This window comes from Frigoribacterium sp. CFBP 8751, from assembly GCF_014841545.1.
GTDB lineage: Bacteria > Actinomycetota > Actinomycetes > Actinomycetales > Microbacteriaceae > Frigoribacterium.
This window is the reverse complement of the sequence record NZ_JACYUB010000002.1, coordinates 596,617-619,343: the sequence shown is the minus strand read 5'-3', so window position 1 is coordinate 619,343 and position 22,727 is coordinate 596,617. Positions and strand designations below refer to the sequence as shown.

Annotated in this window: 19 protein-coding genes and 2 pseudogenes; 17 read left to right on the top strand and 4 right to left on the bottom strand. The window is 71.0% G+C overall.

Going from position 1 to position 22,727, the window contains the following annotated elements; genetic code table 11:
* The first annotated feature begins 13 nt into the window (after nucleotides 1-13).
* The 5 genes and pseudogenes from IFT88_RS08710 to IFT88_RS08690 all read left to right on the top strand — a co-directional run.
* On the top strand, nucleotides 14-424 hold the full coding sequence (locus IFT88_RS08710) for a helix-turn-helix domain-containing protein (protein WP_192120206.1): 411 nt from the start codon (nucleotides 14-16) through the stop codon (nucleotides 422-424).
* Nucleotides 421-1,704 (top strand): type II toxin-antitoxin system HipA family toxin, encoded by a 1,284-nt coding sequence (locus IFT88_RS08705; protein ID WP_043596162.1) that lies wholly within the window; start codon nucleotides 421-423, stop codon nucleotides 1,702-1,704. The genes IFT88_RS08710 and IFT88_RS08705 overlap by 4 nt, the downstream gene beginning before the upstream one ends.
* 109 nt (nucleotides 1,705-1,813) lie before the next feature.
* The gene (locus tag IFT88_RS08700; protein WP_055972315.1) at nucleotides 1,814-2,140 is read left to right on the top strand and encodes a DUF6504 family protein; all 327 of its coding nucleotides are present in this window, start codon (nucleotides 1,814-1,816) and stop codon (nucleotides 2,138-2,140) included.
* Between the two features lie 151 nt (nucleotides 2,141-2,291).
* Nucleotides 2,292-2,975, top strand: coding sequence for a nicotinamide riboside transporter PnuC (gene pnuC / locus IFT88_RS08695; protein ID WP_192120019.1), 684 nt, complete (start codon nucleotides 2,292-2,294; stop codon nucleotides 2,973-2,975).
* 36 nt (nucleotides 2,976-3,011) lie between these two features.
* A pseudogene (locus tag IFT88_RS08690) lies at nucleotides 3,012-4,805 on the top strand (glycoside hydrolase family 15 protein); the annotation flags it as partial.
* 102 nt (nucleotides 4,806-4,907) lie between these two features.
* On the opposite strand, the gene IFT88_RS08685 reads toward IFT88_RS08690, so the two are convergent.
* Together IFT88_RS08685 and IFT88_RS08680 are read right to left on the bottom strand one after the other, a co-directional pair.
* On the bottom strand, nucleotides 4,908-6,272 hold the full coding sequence (locus tag IFT88_RS08685) for a glucose-6-phosphate dehydrogenase (RefSeq protein WP_043596156.1): 1,365 nt from the start codon (nucleotides 6,270-6,272) through the stop codon (nucleotides 4,908-4,910).
* A gap of 200 nt (nucleotides 6,273-6,472) precedes the next feature.
* Nucleotides 6,473-7,786: an FUSC family protein gene (locus tag IFT88_RS08680; RefSeq protein WP_192120015.1), complete on the bottom strand. Its 1,314-nt coding sequence runs from the start codon at nucleotides 7,784-7,786 to the stop codon at nucleotides 6,473-6,475.
* Nucleotides 7,787-7,915: 129 nt separating this feature from the next.
* Here IFT88_RS08680 and IFT88_RS08675 point away from each other — a divergent pair, with 129 nt between their 5' ends.
* The 3 genes from IFT88_RS08675 to IFT88_RS08665 all read left to right on the top strand — a co-directional run bounded on the left by IFT88_RS08675 (nucleotide 7,916) and on the right by IFT88_RS08665 (nucleotide 12,837).
* Nucleotides 7,916-11,374: a DNA polymerase III subunit alpha gene (locus IFT88_RS08675; RefSeq protein ID WP_192120014.1), complete on the top strand. Its 3,459-nt coding sequence runs from the start codon at nucleotides 7,916-7,918 to the stop codon at nucleotides 11,372-11,374.
* Nucleotides 11,375-11,467: 93 nt separating this feature from the next.
* Nucleotides 11,468-12,490: a glutathione S-transferase family protein gene (locus IFT88_RS08670; protein WP_192120013.1), complete on the top strand. Its 1,023-nt coding sequence runs from the start codon at nucleotides 11,468-11,470 to the stop codon at nucleotides 12,488-12,490.
* 11 nt (nucleotides 12,491-12,501) lie between these two features.
* The gene (locus tag IFT88_RS08665) at nucleotides 12,502-12,837 is read left to right on the top strand and encodes a TraR/DksA family transcriptional regulator (protein ID WP_052505360.1); all 336 of its coding nucleotides are present in this window, start codon (nucleotides 12,502-12,504) and stop codon (nucleotides 12,835-12,837) included.
* Nucleotides 12,838-12,920: 83 nt separating this feature from the next.
* Here IFT88_RS08665 and IFT88_RS08660 read toward each other — a convergent pair whose 3' ends face one another.
* Nucleotides 12,921-13,637, bottom strand: a complete 717-nt coding sequence (locus tag IFT88_RS08660) for a TetR/AcrR family transcriptional regulator (RefSeq protein ID WP_192120012.1) — start codon at nucleotides 13,635-13,637, stop codon at nucleotides 12,921-12,923.
* Between the two features lie 124 nt (nucleotides 13,638-13,761).
* Here IFT88_RS08660 and IFT88_RS08655 point away from each other — a divergent pair, with 124 nt between their 5' ends.
* The 6 genes and pseudogenes from IFT88_RS08655 to IFT88_RS08630 form a co-directional block, all read left to right on the top strand.
* Nucleotides 13,762-14,688, top strand: coding sequence for an NAD-dependent epimerase/dehydratase family protein (locus IFT88_RS08655; protein ID WP_192120011.1), 927 nt, complete (start codon nucleotides 13,762-13,764; stop codon nucleotides 14,686-14,688).
* Nucleotides 14,689-14,811: 123 nt separating this feature from the next.
* Nucleotides 14,812-16,062, top strand: a complete 1,251-nt coding sequence (locus IFT88_RS08650; RefSeq protein WP_192120009.1) for a GAF domain-containing protein — start codon at nucleotides 14,812-14,814, stop codon at nucleotides 16,060-16,062.
* 197 nt (nucleotides 16,063-16,259) lie between these two features.
* A complete protein-coding gene (gene exaC / locus IFT88_RS08645) occupies nucleotides 16,260-17,801 on the top strand; it encodes an acetaldehyde dehydrogenase ExaC (RefSeq protein ID WP_192120007.1) in 1,542 nt (513 codons plus the stop codon).
* A complete protein-coding gene (locus IFT88_RS08640) occupies nucleotides 17,801-18,283 on the top strand; it encodes a DUF779 domain-containing protein (protein ID WP_192120005.1) in 483 nt (160 codons plus the stop codon). Before exaC ends, IFT88_RS08640 begins: the two co-directional genes overlap by 1 nt.
* A gap of 196 nt (nucleotides 18,284-18,479) precedes the next feature.
* The gene (locus IFT88_RS08635; RefSeq protein WP_192120003.1) at nucleotides 18,480-19,373 is read left to right on the top strand and encodes a D-alanyl-D-alanine carboxypeptidase family protein; all 894 of its coding nucleotides are present in this window, start codon (nucleotides 18,480-18,482) and stop codon (nucleotides 19,371-19,373) included.
* Between the two features lie 382 nt (nucleotides 19,374-19,755).
* Nucleotides 19,756-19,944: pseudogene (locus tag IFT88_RS08630) on the top strand (DUF779 domain-containing protein); the annotation flags it as partial.
* Nucleotides 19,945-19,964: 20 nt separating this feature from the next.
* On the opposite strand, the gene IFT88_RS08625 reads toward IFT88_RS08630, so the two are convergent.
* Nucleotides 19,965-20,606, bottom strand: a complete 642-nt coding sequence (locus tag IFT88_RS08625; protein ID WP_192120001.1) for a hypothetical protein — start codon at nucleotides 20,604-20,606, stop codon at nucleotides 19,965-19,967.
* Between the two features lie 88 nt (nucleotides 20,607-20,694).
* On the opposite strand from IFT88_RS08625, the gene rplU reads away from it, so the two are divergent.
* From rplU to IFT88_RS08610, 3 genes are all read left to right on the top strand, one after another.
* Nucleotides 20,695-21,006: a 50S ribosomal protein L21 gene (gene rplU / locus IFT88_RS08620; RefSeq protein WP_054144935.1), complete on the top strand. Its 312-nt coding sequence runs from the start codon at nucleotides 20,695-20,697 to the stop codon at nucleotides 21,004-21,006.
* Between the two features lie 14 nt (nucleotides 21,007-21,020).
* Nucleotides 21,021-21,287: a 50S ribosomal protein L27 gene (rpmA, locus tag IFT88_RS08615; RefSeq protein WP_043596143.1), complete on the top strand. Its 267-nt coding sequence runs from the start codon at nucleotides 21,021-21,023 to the stop codon at nucleotides 21,285-21,287.
* Nucleotides 21,288-21,411: 124 nt separating this feature from the next.
* Entirely contained in the window at nucleotides 21,412-22,587 is a 1,176-nt protein-coding gene (locus IFT88_RS08610; protein ID WP_192119999.1) for an alcohol dehydrogenase catalytic domain-containing protein, read from the top strand.
* Nucleotides 22,588-22,727 lie beyond the last annotated feature (140 nt).

Sequence of the window (22,727 nt, the reverse complement as noted above, 5' to 3'; positions counted from 1 at the left end):
ATAGTCCTGTCTTCTGGGTGGAGATCGCTGTTATCGTGGTTCATCCCGTGATTGGAGCATCGCGTTCGACGACGATCAGACACCCTCCGCGAGCGCGCCCCCGCTCGTCTCGACCGACGAGCGTGAACGCCAGGTCGGCGAACAGGTCCGTCGCCTGAGGCTCGACCAGGGGCTCGATCAGCTCGAGCTCGCTCGACGGGCCGACCTGTCACCCAGCACGGTGCAATCACTCGAGGCCGGGCGGGGCAGCACCCTGCGCTCGCTCGTCCGCGTCCTGCGGGCACTGGGTGCCGACGACGCCCTCGGGAACATCGCCCCGGCGAGCGCCGTCAGCCCGCTCGACGTGCTGAGGTCGTCGGGCGACGAGCCGCGACGTCGGGTGTACCGCCCACGAGGCGCACGATCGTCGGGCGGCGGCTCGTGAGCTGGGTCCCCGTCCGGGCGGTCGAGGTGACGGCATGGGGCCTGCGGGTGGGGGCCGTGGCGCTCGACCCGGGGCTCGGGGCGTACGTCTTCGAGTACTACCCGGACTGGGTGGCTCGAGGCATCGAGCTGGCGCCGCTGACGATGCCGGTCCGCACGCGGCGGCATGTCTTCCCGCAGCTGCCCGAGGCGACCTTCCACCGGCTTCCTGCCGTGCTGGCGGACGCGATGCCGGACGACTTCGGCAACGCGGTGATCGACGCCTGGTTGGTGCGGCAGGGGGTGTCGCGGCAGCAGGTGAGCCCCCTGGACCGATTGGCGTACATGGCGGACCGGGCCATGGGGGCGTTGGAGTTCCGGCCGTCGAGGGGACCGCGTCAACGGACGACGAGTGCGCTCGAGTTGAGCGCGCTGGTCGAGGGGGCACGCAGCGTGCTGGACGCCAGCTTCAGTGACGACCACGGGACCGAGTCGGCCATCCGGTCCTTGATCCAGGTGGGGACGTCGGCGGGTGGGGCGCGGGCGAAGGCGGTGGTCGCGTGGAACCGTGGGACGGGTGAGATCCGGTCGGGTCAGCTCGCGGCGCCGGACGGGTTCGAGCACTGGTTGATCAAGTTGGACGGGTTGGGCCCGGACTCCGAGTTGGGGTCGGGCGGCCTCGCCGGTCGGGTCGAGTACGCGTACTCGCTGATGGCGGGGGCGGCGGGGATCGACATGGCCGAGTGCCGGCTGCTCGACGAGAACGGGCGTTCGCACTTCATGACGCGTCGGTTCGACCGTCGGGTCGAGGGCAAGGCGCACGTCCTGACGCTGTGCGGGGCGGCCCATCTCGACTTCCGGCAGCGGCAGGCGCACGACTACGGGCAGCTGTTCGACGTGGTGCGTCGCCTGGGACTGGGCGACGAGGCGATGGCGCAGGCGTTCCGCCGGATGGTCTTCAACGTGCTGGCGGCCAACAACGACGACCACACGAAGAACTCGTCGTTCCTGTTGGCGGGGCCCGAGGCGTCGTGGGGACTGTCGCCCGCGTACGACGTGACGTTCGCGCACAACCCGACCGGGCGGTGGACGTACCAGCACCTCATGGGGGTGGACGGCGTCTACCGCGACGTCTCGCGGGCCGACGTGATGCGCCTGGCCGATCGCTTCCTGGTGCGGGACGCGTCGGGCATCGTCGACGAGGTGCGTGACGCGGTGCGGAGGTGGCGGTCGTTCGCGGACGAGGCGGGACTGCCCCGTGAGGCCGTCACCCACGTCGAGGAGGCGCTGCCCGGCTGGTGAGGCCGCGTGCGACCCCAGCACCTCGGCTTCCGCCCACAGAGGGGGTGGCCGATGTCGGTGGGGGTTCGTAGACTCCGTTCGAACACACATTCGAACGAGAGGTCGGCAGATGAGGGTGGACGAGAAGGTCCCGGTCGAGACGACCGCCGACGGGGCGCCCCTGCGCTTCGAGTGGCGGGGGGTCGTGTACGGCGTCGTCAGCTCGCCCGAGCTCTGGGTCACGCGCACCGACTGGTGGCGGTCGGCGACCCGGGCGCCGCGCGGGGCGAGCGCCCACCTGCTCGAGATGACGGTCTGGCGGGTCGACGCGGTGCCGCTGACCGACGGCGCCCACCGGGTGGACGGCACCTTCGACCTGGCGCTCGACGGCCGGGGCGACTCGTGGTTGCTGCTCGGGGTGTTCGACGACCGGGTCGAGCAACAGCTCTTCGCCTGACCCCTGGGCGTCCGTCGGACGACGACGGCAGTGAGCCGTGTGACGTCGGGAATTCCCCCCGTGCCACACTCGTTGCAGCACCAGGCGCCCCGCGCCTCGGGGACGCCGTGGTCCCGCACCACCCGCCTCCCCGACCGAAGAGAGCCTCTCGATGAATCCGTTGCTGTGGTTGTTCGACGCCCAGTTGCACATCGGCGACCAGACGATCCTCTGGCGCGAGGTGGTGGGCAACGTCTTCGGTCTGCTCAGCGCCCTCGGCGGCATGCGACGCAAGGTCTGGGCCTGGCCGATCGGCATCGTGGGCAACGCGCTGCTGTTCACCGTCTTCCTCGGCGCGGTGTTCGACACCCCGAACCCGGTGAACCTGCTCGGGCAGGCCGCACGCCAGGTGATGTTCATCGTCGTGTCGATCTACGGCTGGTACCGCTGGAAGCACGCCGGCGACACCGGCGGAGTGGCCGTCGAGCCCCGCTGGGCGGGGTGGAAGAACCGGGTGCTGATCGTCGTCGGCCTGGTCGGCGGCACCGCCGTGCTGACTCCCGTCTTCCGCCTGCTGGGGTCGTACGAACCCGTCTGGGCCGACGCCTGGATCTTCACCGGGTCGCTCCTCGCCACCTACGGCATGGCCAAGGGCTGGGTCGAGTTCTGGCTGATCTGGGTCGCGGTCGACCTCGTCGGCACTCCCCTGCTGTTCAGCGCCGGCTACTACGCCTCGGCGTTCATGTACGTCTTCTACGGCGCGTTCACCCTCGCGGGGTTCGTCGTCTGGGCTCGCACCCGGCGACAGAAGCCCAAGGTCGAGACGCTCTGGCCCGATCCGACGCTGCAACGCTGACGCCGGCAACGCCGACCCCGACCGAGGCCGCACTGGTTTGATGAGCGCATGCCCCTGCCCATCGAGAACTACGCGCTGATCGGCGACCTGCACACCGGAGGCCTCGTCGGCTCCGACGGCAGCATCGACTGGCTCTGCCTCCCCCGCTTCGACTCCGCGTCGACCTTCGGTGCCCTGCTCGGCGACCACGACGCCGGACGGTGGCTCGTGGCCCCCTCCGACGCCGCCGCCACCTCGACCCGGCGATACGTCGACGACACCTTCGTGCTCGTCACCCGCTGGACGACGCCCACCGGCGTGGTCGAGGTCATCGACCTCATGCCCTACGGCGATCGGCGGGCCGACGTCGCCCGCCGGGTGACCGGGGTCTCGGGCACCGTCTCGATGCACGTCGACCTCGCGATTCGGTTCGGCTACGGGACGGCCCTCCCCTGGGTCCGTCAGATCCCCGAGGGCGACGAGACGGCACTCGTCGCCACGGCCGGGCCCGACGCCGTCGTGGTCCGCGGCCCCCGACTGACGGCCACCGACCACACGCACGAGGCGACGTTCGACGTATCCCCCGGCGAGACGGTCGACCTCAGCCTCACCTGGTACCCGTCCCATCGCGAACCGCCGGCGCCCCTCGACGTGCCGGCCGGCATCGACGAGACCGTCGCCTGGTGGCAGGAGTGGGCCTCACGCTGCTCGGCCCCCGAGGCCTACGGCCCCGAGGTGCACCGGTCGCTCCTGATCCTCCGAGCCCTCACCAACGAGGACACCGGCGGCATCGTCGCCGCGGCGACCACGAGCCTGCCCGAACAGTTCGGCGGCTCGCGCAACTGGGACTACCGCTACGTGTGGCTGCGTGACGCGTCGATGACGCTGCAGGCACTCATCCTGCACGGCTACGCCGAGGAGGCCGACCGTTGGCGCGGCTGGCTGCTGCGTGCCATCGCCGGCGACCCCGCCGACGTGCAGATCATGTACGGCCTGGCCGGCGAGCGGTACCTGCACGAGAGCGAGCTCGGGCATCTGCCCGGTTACGACGGGGCCTCACCGGTGCGCATCGGGAACGCCGCGTACCAGCAGTACCAGGGCGACATCTTCGGCGAGGTGATGGTGGCCCTGCACGAAGCCCGCCTGCTCGGCGTCGAGGAGAGCGAGTACTCGTGGCCCCTGCAGCGTGCCCTCATGCAGTACGTCGAGGACAACTGGGCCCGGCCCGACAACGGCATCTGGGAGATCCGCGGCGAGTTGCAGCACTTCACCCACTCGAGGGTGATGATCTGGGCCGCTCTCGACCGGGCCATCAAGGGCATCGAGCAGTTCGGCCTCGACGGCCCCGTGGACCGGTGGCGCCGACTGCGTGACGAGGTGCGCACCGAGATCGAGACACGAGGCTGGAACGCCGACCGCGCCTCCTTCACCCAGCACTACGGCACGACCGAGGTCGACGCGTCCCTGCTGCAGCTGCCGCAGGTCGGCTTCGTCGCCGCCGACGACCCCCGGATGCTCGGCACCGTCGCCGCCATCGAGCACGACCTGCTGCAGGACGGTCTGCTCAGGCGTTACCGCACCGAGAGCGGCATCGACGGCCTGGACGGGGCGGAGAACCCGTTCTTGACCTGTTCGTTCTGGCTGGCCGAGCAGTACGCCGCCTCGGGGCGCGTCGACGACGCCGTCACCCTGATGGACCGGCTGGTCGGCTACTGCAACGACGTCGGGATGCTCTCCGAGGAGATCGAGGTCGCGACGGGACGCCACGTCGGCAACACCCCGCAGGCGCTGTCGCACCTGGCGCTGGTGCGCGCGGCGGACGCGATCGGGAAGGCGCACGACCGCGGGTGACCCGACCCGCGCCTCCTCGGCTGCCGGACGCGACGACGGCCGCCCTGCTCGCGAGAGCGGGGCGGCCGTCGAGGTCTGCCGGTCAGGAGTGGGCGACCAGGATCAGGCGGGCCAGTCCGACGGGCCGGTCGACCCGGCGGCGTAGGTGTCGAGCGGCACCTGGTCGGCCTTCCAGGCCTCGATCACGGGGGCGACGATCGCCCAGCAGCGCTCGGCCACGTCGCCACGGATCGACAGGGTCGGGTCGTCGTGGAAGATGCCGCTGAGCACCTCGCCGTAGGGCGTGAGCTCGGGCTTGCCCAGGGTGACCGACATCGTCGACTTCTCGAGGTCGAAGGGGTTGCCCGAGCCGTTGGTGGTGACGCCGAGCTCCATCGTCTCGGGGCTGATCTCGATGCGCAGCGTGTCGGGCGTCGAGGAGCCGTTGAGACCCTCCGGCAGCGCGGGGACCGGCTTGAAGGTGATGAGCACCTCTTTGCGGATCTTCGTCATGCCCTTGCCCGAACGCAGGATGAACGGGACGCCGGCCCAGCGACGGGTCTTGACCTCGAACTCGACCTCGGCGAGGGTCTCGGTCTGGCGCTCGTCGTCGACGCCGTCCTCGTCGGCGTAGGCGGGGACGTCCTTGCCGTCGATCGTGCCGGCCGCGTACTGGGCGCGACGGCTCGAGGCGACCGGGTCGGCGTCCTTGACCCAGGTCGCGCGCAGGACGCGGGCGATCTCGCTGCGCAGCTCGACCGAGTCGATGCTCGACGGAGCGTCCATCGCGATGACGGCGAGCACCTGCAGCAGGTGGCTCTGGATCATGTCGATCAGCGCGCCGGCCTTGTCGTAGTACTGGGCGCGACCCTCGAGGCCGAGGACCTCGTCGTAGAAGATCTCGACCTTCTCGATGTTCTCGCTGTTCCAGACCGGCTCGAAGAGGCGGTTGGCGAAGCGCAGGCCGATCATGTTGAGGACCGTCGCGCGACCGAGGAAGTGGTCGGTGCGGTGGATGCGCTCTTCGGGGACGATCTTGAGCAACTCGGCGTTGAGCTCGCGAGCGCTCTCTTCGTCGGAGCCGAACGGCTTCTCGAGGGCGAGGCGCAGGCCGTCGGGCAGGTCGATCTCGGCGAGCGCCTGGATCACCTTGGTGCTGATGGCGGGCGGCAGGGCGAAGTACATCACCGGGGTGCCCTCGCTGGCCTCGAACAGGGCCTTCAGGTGCTCGACCGTGGTCGGGTCGCCCTGGATGTAGCGGCTGGACGCCAGCGTCTTCTTGGCGAGGTCGCTGCCGGCGTCGCCGTTGAAGGCGGTCTTGACGACGTCGTCCCATTCTTCGGGGCTGCGCTCGCTGCGGCCGGTGCCGATGAGCTGGACGTCGACGCCGCGGTCGCTCTTGAGCAGGCTCGCGAGGCCGGGGAGCAGCAGACGCTCGGTGAGGTCTCCGCTGGCTCCGAGGATGATGAGGGTGGTGGTGTCTGTCACAGTGCAGCTTTCATGGGAGGGCGACGATCGTGTCGTCGCTGGTCGATCAGGCGGCGGGGGTTCTCGGGGCCACGGGTGTCAACGCACAGGGGGGACGGGCATTCCCGTCGACCGCCCCGGCCGCGGAGGGCACGGGTCGCGTCTCGGCGCCGGTGCCCGGTCAACCGTACTGCTCCCCGGGGGTGAGCGCCGTATCGGGGTCAGCGGGCAGGGTCGGCGTCGCCGTCCTGGACGGTGTCGTGCGGGGCGGTGTCGCGGGGCGCGCTGTCGTCGTCGACCGGCCCCGTGCTGTCGGTGCCGCCCACCTGGCCGCCGGTGCCGTCGTCGTCGGCCGTGCGCGCCTCCTCGGCGGCGTCGTCCTCGGGGCGGGGCGCGGTGGTGTCGTCGGGGTCGAGCGCGGCGATGATGCGCCCGAGCGAGACGGCGATCGAGACGCCGCCGCTCGTGTCCGTGGTCGGGCGGTCGCGGTGGCGGTCGACGGCGTCCCAGAGGTCGGCGACGCGTCGCCGGGCGTCGGTGAACGCGTCGACGTCCTCGGCCCCGTGGCGCCGGATGACGGTGGCGACGCCGTGCACGGCGTGGGCGACGTCGGGCGCGAGGTCGTCGGGCATGCCGATCTGGCGGCCGATCCGGCGACCGAGGATGCCCGAGACCTCGGCGACGTCCTGGAGGTGGAACGAGACGCGCTCGTACGTGGCGAGATCCGCGTACTCCTGGCCGAGGTCACGGCGGCGGAGCAACCACCGCGGGTTCATGCGACGGGACTCGTCCGCGTACGCGACGGTGTCCCGGACGCGGCGGAGGGTGCTCGGCAGGACGCCCACGCGACGCTCCCATTCGTCGTCCTCGAGGGGCCAAGGGGTCTCGAACACGCCGGCCACCTCGTCGGCCCGGTCGGCGAGCGAGTCCTTCACCCGGAGGAGGCGCTCCTCGGCGCGCGAGGCGTAGAGCGGCGGCACGAGCACCAGGTTGACCACGACGCCGACGACGACGCCGACCCCGATCTGCACGATGTAGCCGAGCGAGTAGGCCTCGGCGTTCGCGCCGCCGAGCAGCAGGACGAAGAGCCCGGCCGTGAGCACCCAGTCGCGACCCGCGCCGAGCCAGCGGATGCCCGCCACGAGCACGCCGACCCCGACGACGAGCGCCACCGCCAACACGCCGGGCTGACCGTCCTGCAGCGAGAAGACCGCCGTGGCGAGGGCGATACCCACGATCACGCCGACCAGCACCTGGAACCCCTGACGCAGCGAGCTCTTGATGGTCGGGTACATCGCGATCACGGCCCCGAGCGGCGCGTAGTACGGGTAGTCGGCCGCGACGCCGGGCACCTGCGGCGCGATCCAGTAGGCGAGGGCCGCGGCGAGCGCGGTCTTCACGGCGAGGAGGAGGCGCGGTTGGGCCAGCAGGACGCGGGTCCAGTGGGTCGCGGTGTGGGCGTCGCGACGCAGGGCGGCCCGTCGATCGGTCGGGGTGGCCCGTCGATCGGTCGGGGTGGGGCGTCGATCGGGCATGCCCCGATGATGACAGGCCGCAGGAGGGACGGACCAGGGGGGGTGCGACGCTCGATCGGAGCGACGTACACTGGTCGAACACCTGTTCGAACGACCCGGCCGGGGGTTCTGCAGCCCGAGGTACCGACCATGAGCTTCACCCACCTGCGCGTCGCGTCGGCGTTCAGTGCCCACCACGGCACGGCGCACCCGAAGGCGCTCGTCGACGCCGCCGTCGCGGCGGGTGCCGACGCGGCGGCGATCACCGACCGGGACGGGCTGTACGGGGCGATCCGTCACGTCGGGGCCTGCCGGACGGCGGGCGTCGACCCGATCGTCGGGGTCGAGCTGGGCTGCCGGGACGACCGTGAGGGGTTCGTGGGCGGCGTGGATCTCGACGGAGGCGGTGGCGGGGCCGGCGGGGTGGACCGCATCGTGGTGCTGGCGCACGGGGCGCGGGGCGGCGGGCCGGCGAAGGCGGGGTGGGCGGCGCTGTGCCGGCTGATCAGCGCGTCGCACGGTCGAGCCACCCGGCGCGCCAGCGGCAGCGCCAACAGCGTGGCGACCATCGCCCGGTCCCGGGTGCGGGGCTTCGTCCAGGGCGAGACCGAGCCGGCGGCGACCGTGCTGCTGGGGCCCGACTCCGACGTGGGTCGGCTGGTCCAGGCGGGGCGACACGGCGAGGCCGCTGCGTCACTCGCCGACTGGGCGGCGACGCTGCCGGGCGGCGTGGTGGTCGAGGTGGTCTGCCATCTGACCGAGCCGGGCGAGAGCCGCAGCATCCGGCACGCGGCACGCATGCTCGAGCTCGCGGACCACGTCGGGGTGCCGGCCGTGCTCACCAACGCCGTGCGGTACCTCGATCCCGACGAGGCCGTCACGGCCGACGTGCTCGACTCGGCCGGCCACCTGGCCGCGCTCGGCTCGTTCCGGCCGCAGCCGAACGCCCAGGCGTACCTCAAGGACCCGGCCGACATGCGCCGGCTGGCCCGTCTGGTGAGCGACGCCTCGTCGTTGCCCCGCAGCGCCGGCGACGAGATGCTCGCCGCGACCGAGCGCCTGGCCGACCGGTGCCGGCTCGACCCCGTCGCCGACCTCGGCTGGGGCCGCCCGAAGGTGCCCGAGCTCAGCGCGATCGGCGTCGACGGCGACCCCGACCAGGCGCTGTTCCGGCAGGCCCAGGCCGGTGTCACCGAACGCTTCGGCGACGCCGACCGGGCCCTGCGCGACAAGGTCGAGGACCGCATGCGCTACGAACTCGGCATCATCACCGGGTTCGGCTTCGCCGGGTACTTCCTCACCGTGGCCGACGTCTCGGCGCTGATGCGCGACCTGCGGGTGCGCAACGCGGCGCGGGGCTCCGGTGCCGGCAGCCTCGTCACCTACCTGCTGCGCATCTCGAACGTCGACCCGATCGAGCACGACCTGCTGTTCGAACGGTTCCTCGGCAACAAGCGCGAGACCCTGCCCGACATCGACATCGACGTCGAAGCGGCCCGGCGGCACGAGGTCTACCGGGCGATCTTCGACCGGTACGGCAGCAACCGGGTCACGCTCATGTCGATGCAGTCCACCTACCGAGGGCGCGGTGCGGTGCGCGACGCCGGTCTCGCACTGGGGCTCGACGACGAGCAGATCGACCTCGTGGCCAAGAACGTCTGGCGGTCGAACGCCCGCGACCTGCGCACCGCGATGGCCGAGAAACCCGAACTGCGCGAGATCGCCGAACTGGCCCGCAGCAACGACCAGATCGACCTGCTGGTCGACCTCAGCGAACGGCTCGACCGTCTGCCCCGGCACATCTCGATGCACCCGTGCGGGGTGATCCTCGGCGACTCCGACCTGCTCAGCACGACCCCCGTCCAGCCGAGCGGCATCGGCCTGCCGATGAGCCAGTTCGACAAGTACGACATGAACGACGCCGGCCTGCTCAAGCTCGACGTCCTCGGCGTCCGCATGCAGAGCTCGCTCGCCTACGCCCTCGACGAGATCGAGCGCGTCAACGGCCCGCGTGCCGCCCTAGCCGGCGCCCTGCCGGTCGACGTGCCCTACGTGAACCGTCAGGGCCGCATCGAGCTCGACGAGATCCCCCACGACGACGAACCCACCTTCGAGGCGATCCGCACCACGCACACCCTCGGCATGTTCCAGATCGAGAGCCCAGGGCAGCGCGAGCTGATCGGCAAGATGCAGCCCGACCGCTACGAAGACCTGATCGCCGACATCTCGCTGTTCCGTCCCGGCCCGATGAAGGGCAACATGATCGCGCCGTTCCTCGACACCAAGCACGGGTTCCAACAGCCCGACTACCTGCACCCGAGCTTCGCGTCGTTCCTCGACGACAGCTACGGGGTGGTCATCTACCACGAGCACGTGCTGCGCATCCTCGAGGCGACGATGCAGGTGTCGCTCGCCGAGGCCGACGAGATCCGGCGGCACATGGGCAAGGGCGACGACGACGCGCTCGAGGCCACCTTCCGCGAGCGCACCCGGGGCAACCTCGACCCCGCGACCGGGCGACGACGCTTCGACGACGCCGCGGTCGACCGGATCTGGGCCGCACTCAAGGGCTTCGGGTCGTTCGGCTTCTGCAAGGCGCACGGGGCCGCGTTCGCCCTGCCGACCTACCAGAGCGCCTGGCTGAAGACCCACTACCCGGCCGAGTTCCTGGCCGGCGTCCTCACCCACGACCCCGGCATGTACCCGAAACGGCTGCTGCTGACCGAGGCGCGACGCATGGGCGTCCCCGTGCTGCCGCTCGACGTCAACGCCTCGACCGACGTCTACCGGGTCGAGCGCCTCCGACCGCCGGCGACCCCGATCGCGCCGACCCGGGTGGGCGACCTCGGGCTGCGGCTGTCGCTGGCCGACGTGCACGGCATCAGCGACGCCGAGCTGGCCCGGGTGGTCGTGAACCGCCCCTACGACTCGATCACCGACTTCTGGCAACGGGCGACGCCGTCCCGGTCGCTGTTCGAGCGCCTGGCGCAGGTCGGTGCACTCGACTCGGTCGCCGGTCCCGGCCGCACCCGCGGCGACGTCCTGGCCCGGGTGCGGGCGCTCACCGGCCGGTCGTCGCGCCCCAAGGCGACCGACGTCGAGAACCAGCTCGACTTCTCGATCGACGACTCCGACACGGTGCCGACCGGCACGCCCGACGTCGACGCCCGGCAGCGGGTCGCCGACGAGCTCGACATCCTGTCGATGGAGGTCAGCGAACACGTGATCGAGAGCTACCGGCCCATGCTCGACGACCTGGGCGTGGTGCGCGCCGCCGACCTGCGCGACCACTGGAACGGCACGACCGTGCTCGTGGCGGGCATCCGCATCGCGACCCAGACCCCGCCGATGCGCAGCGGCAAGCGCGTGGTCTTCATCAGCCTCGACGACGGGAGCGGCTGCTCCGACTCCACCTTCTTCGAAGAGGCGCAGGCCCGCGCCGGCTCCCTGCTGTTCGGCACGCAGCTGATGGTGATCCAGGGGCGCACGCGTCGCACCGGCGAGCGCGGCATCTCGCTCGAGGCCGAGAACGCGTGGGACCTCAAGGCGATGTGGCGGGACTGGAACGCGACCCGCGCCTCCTCGTCCCTGGCCGTCGGCAATTCCTGACCCCTGTCGCCACCCCGCCCGCCGGGGCCGCCGCTCGTCCGCGCGCGTCGCAGCGGCCAGGAATTGCCGACGCCCCGTGCGTAGGGTGGCGCCATGAGCGATCAGCAGGCCAAGGGAAGCTACGTCGAGCCGGGCCAGGAGTACACCCGCGACACCAACTACATCGAGGACCGCATCACGCGCGACGCAGTCGACGGCTGGCCGGTCGAGGCCGGCCGCTACCGCCTCGTGGCCGCCCGGGCGTGCCCGTGGGCGAACCGCAGCGTCATCTCGCGACGCCTGCTCGGGCTCGAGGACGCGATCTCGCTCGGTCTGCCCGGCCCCACGCACGACGCCCGCAGCTGGACCTTCGACCTCGACCCCGACGGTCGCGACCCCGTGCTGGGCATCGAGCGCCTGCAGGAGGCGTTCTTCGCCCGCACTCCCGACTACCCGCGCGGCATCACCGTGCCGGCGATCGTCGACGTGCCGAGCGGCAAGGTCGTCACGAACGACTTCCCGCAGATCACGCTCGACTTCGCGACCGAGTGGGCCGCCCACCACCGCGAGGGCGCCCCCGACCTCTACCCCGAGGCCCTGCGCGGCGAGATCGACGAGGTGAACGCCGTGGTCTTCCGCGACGTCAACAACGGCGTCTACCGCGCCGGTTTCGCCGGATCGCAGAAGAGCTACGAGCGGGCCTACCGCACCCTCTTCGAGCGCCTCGACTGGTTGTCCGAGCGGCTCGCCGGGCAGCGGTACCTGGTCGGTGACACCATCACCGAGGCCGACATCCGGCTGTTCACGACGCTCGCCCGGTTCGACGCGGTCTACCACGGCCACTTCAAGTGCAACCGGAACAAGCTGACCGAGATGCCGGTGCTCTGGGCCTACGCCCGCGACCTGTTCCAGACCCCCGGGTTCGGCGACACGATCGACTTCGACCAGATCAAGGCGCACTACTACGTCGTGCACTCCGACATCAATCCGACGGGCATCGTCCCGGTCGGGCCGGACGCCTCGGGGTGGCTCACCGAGCACGGTCGCGAGCAGCTCGGCGGCCGTCCGTTCGGCGACGGGACTCCCCCGGCACCGCCTCGCCCGGGCGAAGAGGTGCCGTCGCTCGTCGGGGCCTGAGGCGCCGCCTCGTGATCGACCCCTCCGACCGGTTGCGCGTCACGCGCGACGAGGCGCAGGCGCTGGCCGCGCGACTGCTCGGGGACATGGAGGCGGTGGCCGCGGCCCGCGAGGGAGCCAACGTCGACGACGAGCACGACCCCGAGGGGTCCACTATCGCCTACGAGCGGTCACAGCTCGACGCCGTCCGACGCTCGGCCCTCGACCGTGCCGGCGACGCCGAGGCCGCCCTGGCCCGGCTCGCCGACGGCACCTTCGGCCGCTGCGAGCGCTGCTCGGCCCGGATCGGCGAGGCCCGGCTCGAGGCGCGACCCACCGCTCGGCTCTGCATCGACTGCGCGAGCTGACCCGCGCCTCCTGCCGGGACCGGCGCCTCCTGCCGGGACCCGCGCCTCCTGACGTCGGGGCGCGTCCTGCCGCGCGCGGCACGTCAGCCCCAGATCCGCGCGATCTGCTCGTCGAGGAAGGTCTCGAACCAGGCGTCGCGATCGACGACGACGTCGGTGAGGTGACCGAAGAGCTCGAAGCCGAGGTGACCGTAGAGGGAGGTCCAGGCAGTGATGCCCGAGGCCAGCACGCCGGGGGCGACCGATGCTCCCAGGCCCTGGGCGAGCTGCGCGAACTCGTCGGACAGGCCGGCCCGCACGGGCATCGCCCGCAGCGAGGCTCCGCTCGCCGCCGCGTCGTCGACCGCCCCGAGCAACAGCAGACCCACCGCGATCGCCGGTTCCACGGTGTCGACCGGGGCCGCGTACCCGGGGACGGGCGACCCGTAGAGCAGGGCGTAGCGGTGCGGGTCGGCGATCGCCCAGCGGCGGGTCGCGCGGGCCGTGGCACGGAACCGCTCCTGGTGGTCGGCGCGGTCGACCGCCTGTTCGGCCTTCCGGGCGACGTCGGCGAGGTCGACGTAGGCGTCGGTGATGAGGCGGGTCAGCAGGGCGTCGCGGCTCGGGAAGTACCGGTAGATCGCCGACGAGGCCATGCCCAGGTCGCGGGCCACGGCTCGCACCGAGAGGGCGGCCGCGCCCACCTCGGCCAGCTGCCGGTGGGCGGAGGCGAGGGCGCGTTCGACGATCTCGATCCGTGCCCGCTCGCGGACGCCTCCGGCGGTCCGGGCGCCGTCGTCGTCCCCTGCGTTCGTGGTCATGCCCCGATCCTGTCCTCCGAGAGCACGGGACACAAACGAGAGCACCGCTCTTGCATGTCGAGCTGCCCGACCCTAGGGTCAGATCCGAGAGCACCGCTCTCGCTCATCACCCCAGGAGGACCCCATGCCCACCCATCTCGTCGTCGGAGCCGGAGCCATCGGCACCCCCCTCGTCCGCCGCCTCGCCGAGCGGGGCGACACCGTACGCGTCGCCACCCGCCGCGGCACGGTGATCTCCGGGGCCGCCCCGTTCACGCTCGACGCCAAGGACGCCGCCGCCCTGACGCGCGCGGCCCACGGTGCCGACACGATCGTCGTCTGCTCGAACCCGCCCTACCCCGCCTGGGGCGTCGAGTGGCCGGCCATCACCACGGCCCTGATCGAGACGGCCGCCACCACAGGGGCGGGCATCGTGCTGATGGGCAACCTCTACGGCCACGGGCCGGTGACCGAGCCGATGACCGAGCACACGCCCCTCGCCTCCGCCGAGGGGAAGGGCAGGGTGCGCGCCGACAGCTGGACGCGCCTCCTCGCCGCGGCCGACCGGGGCGTCCGGGCCGTCGAGGTGCGCGCGAGCGACTACTTCGGGCCGGGCGCCGGGCGGAACGCCCACCTCGGCAGCGACTTCTTCGGGCCGCTCGTCGCGGGCCGCACCGCCCACGCGGTCGGCGACGTGACCCAGCCGCACGCCTGGGCGTACCTGCCCGACGTCGTCTCGACCCTCGTGGCGGCGATCGATCGCGACGAGTGGGGTCGGGCCTGGCTCACACCGCACGCCACCCACGCCTCCCGGGTCGAGATCGCCGAGGAGGCGCGGCGCCGGTACGGCCTGACCGGTCGCGTCCGACCGTGGAATCAGCTGCTGTGGGCCGGCCTGACCCGCACGGTGCCGTTCCTCCGCGAGGTGCGGGCGATGCAGTACCAGTTCGATTCGCCCTTCGTCGTCGACTCGTCCGAGAGCGAACGCCTGCTCGGCATCGGACCGACCCCGTGGCCCGAGGCGTTGGACGCGACGATCACGGCCACCCGCGACGCGGTGCGTCGACCCTGAGGTCACAGCAGACCCCCACGCGGCGACCTTCCCCGCGGCCGCACGCCGCCGTACGCTGACAACACCCCGGCGACGACGCCGCACGACGGCCGACTCGCCCCGATCGACGACGATTGGTGCTCCATGACGCTGACCGCGAGCCGTCCGCCCCGCGACGTCGGGCCGCAGCGCCGGGTGGTGCGCGACTCGTGGGACCGCGCCTCACGGCACCGGCTCGATCCCGACGGCCTGCCCCGGCTCGAGCTGCCCGAGGACGACCTCGACGACTGGCGCCGCGACCACCCGCTCGCACTCGCGCTCCCCGTCGTCCGCCGCCTCCTGGTCGACGACGTCGCGGGCTCGGGCCTGCTCGTGGCCGTCGGCGACGAGCACGGCCGCCTGCTCTGGGTCGAGGGCGACCCCGCGGCCCGCCGCCGGGCCGAGGACATGCTGTTCGTCGCCGGCGCCGGATGGTCGGAGGCGCGGGTCGGCACCTCGGCCCCGGGCACGGCCCTCGTGCTCGACCGGGGCGTGCAGATCCGCGGCGACGAACACTGGAACCACCGCGTGCGGGCCTGGAGCTGCACGGCCGTGCCGGTCCACGACCCCGTCGACGGGCACCTGATCGGCGTCGTCGACATCACGGGCGACGAGCGGGCGGCCGGCTCGCTGACGCTGCCCCTGGTCACGGCGACGGTCGCGGCCGTGGAGGCGCATCTCGCGCTCCTGGGGTTCGCCGCGGCCGGTCGCGCCCCGACCCGCACCCCGCGGCACCCGGTCCACCCGGTCCACCCGGGGCCCGACGCCCCCGCAGGCCTGACGACCCTCGGTCGGGACGAGGCGGTGCTCACGGTCGGGGAGGGCCGGATCGCGCTGGGTGCCCGGCACTCCGAGATCATGGCCCTGCTCGCCCACCGTCCTGCCGGCTACACGGCCCACGAGTTGGCCGACGCGGTCTACGGCGACGTCGACGCGGTCTCCACCCTCCGGCCCGAGATGGTCCGCCTCCGCCACGTCGTCGAGGCCCTCGACCCGACGTTGGTCCCGCTGTCGCGCCCGTACCGGTTGCCCCGCCCGGTGACGCTCGACCTCGACACGCTCGTCGGTCTCGTCGATCGTGGGGCCCACCGCGCGGCCGTGCGGGCCGACACCGGCCCGGCCCTTCCCTCGTCCACGGCACCCGGCATCGTCGCGCTGCGGGCCGAGGTCGCCGCGACCGTCCGGGACGCGCTCCTCACGGGGGGCTCGATCGACACCCTGCTGTCGTACTCCGAGTCGACCGCGGGTCGCGACGACGTCCGCGTCCTGCTCGAGCTGCTGCGTCGATTGCCCCCCGGATCGCCCCGACGGACGCACCTCGTCGCGCACCTCGAGGCGCTCGAGAACGGGGACTGACGCGCCCTCGCGCCCCGCGCCTCCGGGACCACGCGACCCCGCGCCTCCGGAGCCCCGCGACCCCGGAACCCGGCGACCGCGCCCGCCCGCTTGCGGGCCGTGACGCGCAACCCGATGCAACCTCCCCCGACGTAGCCTGCCGCCACCGGCGGGCGACCCCCGCCGCCGACCCGACACCGTCGTCGAAAGGGACCGTCATGACCGTCACCACTCCCCCGAACACCTACGCCGCGCCGGGACGGCCCGACGCGAAGGTGGCCTTCAAGCCCCGCTACGACCACTTCATCGGCGGCGAGTACGTCGCCCCGGCGAGCGGGCAGTACTTCGAGAACCCGAGCCCGGTGAACGGCAAGGTCTTCACCGAGGTCGCCCGGGGCAACGCCGCCGACGTCGACAAGGCGGTCGAGGCCGCCTGGCGCGCGTTCGACTCGTGGAAGAAGACGACGATCGCCCAGCGCGCGCTGATCCTCAACAGGATCGCCGACGTCATGGAGGCGAACCTCGAGATGCTCGCCGTCGCCGAGACCTGGGACAACGGCAAGCCCATCCGGGAGGCCCTCGCCGCCGACGTTCCGCTCGCGATCGACCACTTCCGCTACTTCGCCGGAGCCATCCGGGCACAAGAGGGTTCCACCGGCGAGATCGACGCCGACACCGTCGCCTACCACTTCCACGAGCCGCTCGGCGTGGTCGGGCAGATCATCCCGTGGAACTTCCCGCTGCTGATGGCCGTGTGGAAGCTCGCTCCCGCCCTCGCGGCCGGCAACTGCGTCGTCCTCAAGCCGGCCGAACAGACGCCCGCGTCGATCCACGTCTTCATGGACCTGATCAAGGACCTCCTGCCCGCCGGCGTCCTCAACATCGTCAACGGCTTCGGCGTCGAGGCCGGCGCTCCCCTGGCGAGCCACCCGAACATCCGCAAGATCGCGTTCACGGGCGAGACCACCACCGGGCGCCTCATCATGCAGATGGCGAGCGAGAACCTCATCCCGGTCACGCTCGAGCTCGGCGGCAAGAGCCCGAACGTCTTCTTCGCCGACGTCGCCGACGAACGCGACGACTTCTACGACAAGGCGCTCGAGGGCTTCTCGTTCTTCAACCTCAACTCGGGCGAGGTGTGCACCTGCCCGAGCCGGGCGCTCGTGCAGCAGTCGATCTACGACCAGTTCACCGCCGACGGCGTCGAGCGGGTGAAGAAGGTGAAGCAGGGCAACCCACTCTCGATGGACACGATGATCGGCGCCCAGGCGTCGAACGACCAGCTCGAGAAGATCCTGAGCTACATGGACATCGGCAAGCAGGAAGGCGCGACGCTGCTGCTCGGCGGCGACCGTGCCGACCTGGGCGGCGACCTGACCGAGGGCTACTACGTCAACCCGACGATCTTCGAGGGCCGCAACTCGATGCGGATCTTCCAGGAGGAGATCTTCGGCCCCGTCCTGTCTCTGACGAGCTTCAGCGACTACGACGACGCCATCAAGATCGCCAACGACACCCTCTACGGCCTCGGCGCCGGAGTCTGGAGCCGCAACGGCGCCCAGCTGTACCGGGCCGGCCGCGACATCCAGGCCGGTCGCGTCTGGTCGAACACGTACCACCAGTACCCGGCCGGGGCCGCGTTCGGCGGTTACAAGCAGTCCGGCATCGGTCGCGAGAACCACAAGATGATGCTCGACCACTACCAGCAGACCAAGAACCTGCTGGTCAGCTACGCGGACGGTCCGATGGGCTTCTTCTGATGACGCCCGAGCAGACGGCCGCTGCGGCGCCCGCAGCGTCAGCAGCGTCAGCCGAGGAGGCGCGGGTCGGCGTGGTCACGCCAGCCCCCGCCTCCGGGGCGGTCGCCGCCACCCCCTCCCGGGTCGACGTCTCACCCGAGGCAGCGACCTTCCTCGTGTCCCTGACGGCGCAGCACGGCCCGCTGATGTTCCACCAGTCGGGTGGTTGCTGCGACGGCTCGTCGCCCATGTGCTACCCCGTCGGGTTCTTCCGGGTGGGGGCCGTCGACGTCCACCTCGGCGACCTGCACGTCGACGGGATCGACCCGATCGAGGTCTACATGTCGCGCAGCCAGTTCGAGTACTGGAAGTACACGCACCTCACGATCGACGTCGTGCCGGGTCGCGGGGCCGGGTTCTCGGTCGAGAGCCCCGAAGGGAAGCGCTTCCTGATCCGGTCGCGGATGCTCACCGAGGCCGAATTGGACTACTTCAAAGACTGAGCAGTCCGCAAATGGTCCGCGGGAGCGGCAGCAGCCATCGCGGCTGCTGCCGCTTACCGTGTCCGATCCTCAGCCTGAGGCAGGAGGGGACGTAGGCATCCAGAGTCGTTGAGGCCCTGAAGCGGGCAAAGGGTACAAACTTGTCGGTATAAATTCGGACTGTTGGCACGATCCAGGCGTCTGCCATGGTCGAGACGTGAACAAACCTCGAAACATCCGGCCGGATGACATTCCCCTGGGCGGGGTGAGTCGACGGCAGATTCTCGGCTTTGCTGCAGCAACAGGCGTGGCCGCAGCAGTTCTGACGCCCTCATTGCGCGGTGGTCAAGCCGAAGCGGCCGGCATGAAGACCTTCGCCCTGGCTGAGCAAAACGCTGCCCGTGTCGCTATCAATCGCGAGTGGGGAGGCCACGCAAACGGACGCGTTCCGACCTCAGCCATGACGCAAGTAAGCGTCGGCACCGGAAGTCCTTACCTACGCCCAGACGCCGCACAGTCATACGGCCAGCTCAATGCAGCCTTCAACAGCGCCTTCGGAAGGGCGCTCCCGATCACCGAGGCGTACAGAACCTACGACCTTCAGTACACATACTTCACATCCCGGTATACGCGCGTCAGCTACGCCACCAACATCTCATTCGAGGGATCGTACTGGGCGCTTCGCCAAGGGCAGAGCCCAGCGGCGGTGCCCGGTACTTCGAATCACGGTTGGGGTGTCGCCGCAGACTTCGGCGCTGGGGTCGCGTCATATGGCACGGCGCAAAAGAACTGGATGAACTCCAACGCCCCGGCATATGGGTGGGAACCCACCGGAGACTCCTTCAGCCCACGAGAAGCCTGGCACTTCGACTTTGTTCGCGCCTACGTTCCAACCACTCCTCCTGCAGACACCAAACGGAAAGACTCAGACATGATCCTCATCCAGGCACCCAACCGGGGCATCGCAGTCGTTGGTCCGAACTACTACCGCAGCCTCAGGGCCGGCGAAGAGCTGGACTGCGCCGTGGCAGCGTGGGGCTACCCCATCGGTGGCAACGATCGTCAGTTCGACGTGTGGCGCTCGATCGCGACGACCGGAAGCGTCGCCTGAACACGCACGCAATCAGCATTCCTCATCGACTTTGTTGAGGCGATGGCCCCTCATGCTGCTTGGCAGGGGGGCCATCTCGCATGTCGCCCTGCGAAAAAAGTGTCCACAATAGACACCGCCTGACCCCGAGGGGCTGAGCAGGCCTACGAGGGGGAACCCTCCCCCTGCTCGAGGGCGGACCCGCTGATGAGGTCACGAATCTCGGGTTTGCGCTGAAGCGTCCAAGCGACAGCGCTGTTCAGGCTGTCGAACTCGTTGCACAGTCCGAAGCTAGTCCGCTGGAGCCCCGGCGGAGGGCCATGACGCCCAACCCCTCGTGACGCCTCAGCCCCGTACTTGCGGGCCAAGCACTCCCCCACCACGACCCCCAACCGCTGGGGTCGAGTACTGGAAGTACACGCACCTCACGATCGACGTCGTGCCGGGTCGCGGGGCCGGGTTCTCGGTCGAGAGCCCCGAAGGGAAGCGCTTCCTGATCCGGTCGCGGATGCTCACCGACGACGAGCTGCGGGCGTTCGGACTCGACGAGGCCGGGGCCGGGGCCGGGGCCGGGGCCGTCGCACCGGCTTGATCGGGCGACCACCCGCGGGGTCAGTCGGACGGCGGGTGGGGTAGGGCGTAGACGCCGTGCCCCACCCGTTCGACCACTCCCTGTCGAGCCAGGACGCTCAGAGTGGACAGCACGCTGCTGCGCCGGTAGTCGGGCAGGGCGGCGACGATCTCGGTGGTGCGCCGGGCCCCGTTCCGCAGCACCTCGGGCACGCGGTCGGCCAGGGAGTCGCCGACGGGCGCGGCCGCCGGGGCGACGTCCGTCGGGTCGCCGGCCCGCGCCTCCTGGTCGTACTCGGCCCGGGCCTGGTCGAGGCCCTCGGCCGAGACGCGGGTGGTCGCCCCGTCGGCGCCGGAGGCGTGCGCGTAGGGCGCGAGGGTGAGCGACCGGCCGACGCGGGCGTACACGGCCGACGCGCTCGTGCCCTGGTGCTCGGCGATCTCGGGGTACGACGCGCCACCCAGCAGCAACACCGCCTCGCCCTCGAAGCCGAGCCACTGGCCGAGGCTCGCGATCTCCCAGCCGGCGGCCGTGACGGCCGAGCCCCAGACCTCGATGTCGTCGGCGTGGTCGGTGGTGAGCGTCTTCAGATCGTCGAGCAGGTCGAGCAGGCGTTCGCGGGCGTCGTCGACGATCTCGGCCGTGAACTGCGGCGGGCGGCGAAGTTTGATCGGTCGTGACATTTGTGAAAGACTATCCAAGTTGCCTTCGTGGCACCACGACGTCGTCCGGCAGTCCGGGCGTCACATCCCCCACTTTTTTGGAGTTCCCATGGCTTTCGCAATCGTGCGCGCCGGTGGCCGTCAGGAGAAGGTCGAGGTCGGCACGATCCTGACCGTCGACCGCCTCAAGGCCGCGACCGCCGACACCGTCTCGTTCGTCCCCGTCTTGCACGTCGACGGCGACACCATCCTGTCGGGCGACGACCTGGCCAAGGTCACGGTCGAGGGCGAGGTCCTGAACGACCTGCGCGGCCCGAAGATCGTCATCCAGAACTACAAGAACAAGACCGGTTACAAGCGTCGCATGGGCTTCCGTGCCGACCTGACCCGCGTCAAGATCACCTCGATCACCACCAACTAAGGGGCTGACACCACATGGCACACAAAAAGGGCGCATCGTCCACCCGCAACGGTCGTGACTCGAACGCACAGCGCCTCGGCGTGAAGCGCTTCGGCGGCCAGGTCGTCCTCGCCGGCGAGATCATCGTCCGCCAGCGCGGCACCCACTTCCACCCCGGCGTCAACGTCGGCCGCGGCGGCGACGACACCCTCTTCGCCCTCGCCCCCGGCTCGGTCGAGTTCGGCAACAAGGGCGGCCGCAAGGTCGTCAACATCGTCGCCTCCGCGACGGCCGTCGCCTAGGCGACACCACACGCGTCATCCGCCTCGGGGCGGTCGGGCCCAGGCCCGGCCGCCCCGAGGCTTTTCGGTACCCGCTGTACCCCTCGTCCAGGAGGCACCGGGCGAGGGCGCGTAGACGGGAACGATGAAGGCACTCACGTACCAGTCCGTCACCAACGTCTCCGTCGAGGACGTCCCCGATCCCACGATCATCGAGCCGAGCGACGCGGTCATCAGGGTCACGTCGGCCGCGATCTGCGGAAGCGATCTGCACCTCTACGACGCACTCGGCGCGTTCCTGGACAAGGGCGACGTGCTCGGCCACGAGACCATGGGCGTCGTCACCCAGGTCGGTTCCGAGGTCAGCCGCATCAAGGTCGGCGACCGCGTCGTCGTCCCCTTCGTCATCGCCTGCGGCCACTGCTTCATGTGCGACCGCGGACTCTTCTCGCAGTGCGAGACCACGCAGGTCACCGAGTACGACTCGGGCGCCACGCTCTACGGTTTCAGCAAGCTCTACGGCCAGGTCCCCGGTGGCCAGGCCGAGCAGCTGCGCATCGCCCGTGCCGACGCCAACCTCGTCACGGTCGGCGCCGACCTGCCCGACGAGCGCTACCTCTTCCTCAGCGACATCCTTCCGACCGCGTGGCAGGGCGTCGAGTACGCCCAGGTTCCCGAGGGTGGCACCCTGGTCGTGCTGGGCCTCGGCCCGGTCGGCCAGTTCGCGTCGCGCATCGGCAAGTACCGCGGCTACCGCGTCATCGGCATCGACCCGGTGCCCGAGCGTCGTGCCATGGCCGAGCGCCACGGCGTCGAGGTCCTCGACCTGACGAAGGACGTCGCCGACGTCGTCAAGCGCATGACCGACGACCGAGGCCCCGACTCCGTGGTCGACGCGGTCGGCATGGAGGCCCACGAGCACGCCGGCATCGGCCTCGTGCAGAAGTTCGCGGCCGCCCTGCCCGACACGATCGGCCAGGCCGTCATGCAGAAGGCCGGCATCGACAGCCTCGGCGCCATGCACCTCGCCTTCGAGATCGTCCGCCGCGGCGGCACCGTCTCGCTCAGCGGGGTCTACGGCGGCACCGCCGACCCCACGCCCTTCCTCACGCTGTTCGACAAGCAGATCACCATCAAGATGGGCCAGTGCAACGTCCAGAAGTGGATGGACACGCTGATGCCGCTCGTCGAGGACCCCACCGACCCGCTCGGCACCGAGGACCTCGTCACCCACCCGGTGCCGCTCTCCGAGGCCGCGGCCATGTACGACGTCTTCAAGAACAAGGAGGACGGCTGCATCAAGGTCGTCCTCAAGCCCTGACGCCTCGGACCGTTCGCTGCGCCGACGACGCGACCCCCGCCTCCTGGGGGTCGCGTCGTCCCGTGTGCCGGGCTAGCGTCGTCGCTCGGGAATGCGGCCTGTTCGACGACCGTTCACCGAAACGCGCGCGCACGTTCACC